Annotated in this window: 1 protein-coding gene; it reads right to left on the bottom strand. The window is 62.7% G+C overall.

The window, feature by feature from the left end; translation table 11 throughout:
- Nucleotides 1–32: 32 nt before the first annotated feature.
- Nucleotides 33–1,204, bottom strand: a protein-coding gene (locus ACGHU1_RS16840) for an IS3 family transposase (protein ID WP_390588874.1) whose coding sequence is annotated in 2 segments (ribosomal slippage) — nt 33–952 and nt 952–1,204 — 1,173 coding nt in all. Because the reading frame shifts where the segments join, the coding sequence is not laid out codon by codon here.
- Between the last annotated feature and the right edge of the window lie 66 nt (nt 1,205–1,270).

Here is a 1,270-nt window from a genome sequence, read left to right as displayed (position 1 = left end):
TGACGTGACCCCCAGCTTTCCTCCAGCTGGGATTAGAGCCGAGCCGTTTTGTTGCGCATGAGCGCGGTTGAAGCAATGGGCTGCGTAGCGGAGCCCGTAGGGCGTAGCGAAGCAGGCCATTGCTTATTCAGTTCGGCGGCGAACGCTGCCGGGGTTGCATAGCCAAGAGATGAGTGCGGTCTCTCCCGGTTGTAGTCCTCGACCCAGGCGGCGATCTCGACGCGGGCATGAGCAAGGCTGAGGAACAGCGTCTCGTTCAGCAGCTCGTCGCGCATCCGGCCGTTAAAGCTCTCGCAGAAGCCGTTTTGCACAGGCTTGCCCGGCGCGATGTAATGCCATTCCACGCCGATCTCACCGCACCATGCCAGCACCGCATTGCTGGTGAGCTCGGTGCCGTTATCGCTCACGATCATGCCGGGCTTGCCGCGCTCGGCGATCAGATCGGCCAGTTCGCGCACCACCCTGCGACCGGAGATCGATGTGTCCGGCACCGCTCGCAGGCACTCCCTGGTCACATCGTCGACGATGTTGAGCACGCGGAACCGTCTTCCTGACGCCATCTGATCATGCACAAAGTCCAGGCTCCAGCGCTGGTTCGGCAGCGCTAGAACCGGAGCCGGCGCCCTGATCCCGACAGCACGCTTGCGGCTACGTCGCCGCCTGACCGCCAGCCCCTCCTCCTGGTAGAGACGCTGGGTCTTCTTGCGGTTGATCATCACGCCCTCCCGGCGCAGCAGGATGTGCAGACGGCGGTAGCCGAACCGGCGACGCTGGTTCGCCAGCTCGCGCAGCTTCTCACGAAGCGCGGCGTCATCGTCCCTAGTGGAACGGTAACGCACACTCTTGCGATCGGCATCGATGACCCGGCACGCCCGCCGCTCGCTCATCCCATGGCAGTCCTGGAGGTGAGCAACAGCTTCCCGCTTCGCGGCGGGCGTCAGAACTTTTTTGCCAAGAGATCCTTCAAGGCAGCCTGGTCGAGCATCGCATCCGCCAGCAAGCGCTTGAGCTTTGCGTTCTCGCTCTCGAGCGCCTTCAACCGCCGAGCCTCGGACACCTCCAGCCCGCCATACTTTGACTTCCAGTTGTAGATCGTCGCTTCGGACACGCCGTGCCGACGGGCCAGGTCAGCGGTCTTCGCTCCCGCCTCGACCTCCTTCAGTACGCCAATGATCTGCTCTTCTGAAAACCTCGTTCTCTTCATCTCGTCCGTCCTTCTGTCAGGGCCGGACTCTAATCGAGACTGGAGGAAAATCAGGGGGTCACGTCA

Origin of the sequence: Erythrobacter sp. MTPC3 (assembly GCF_042854385.1) — a bacterium.
GTDB lineage: Bacteria > Pseudomonadota > Alphaproteobacteria > Sphingomonadales > Sphingomonadaceae > Erythrobacter.
This window is presented reverse-complemented; position numbering and strand designations above follow the sequence as displayed.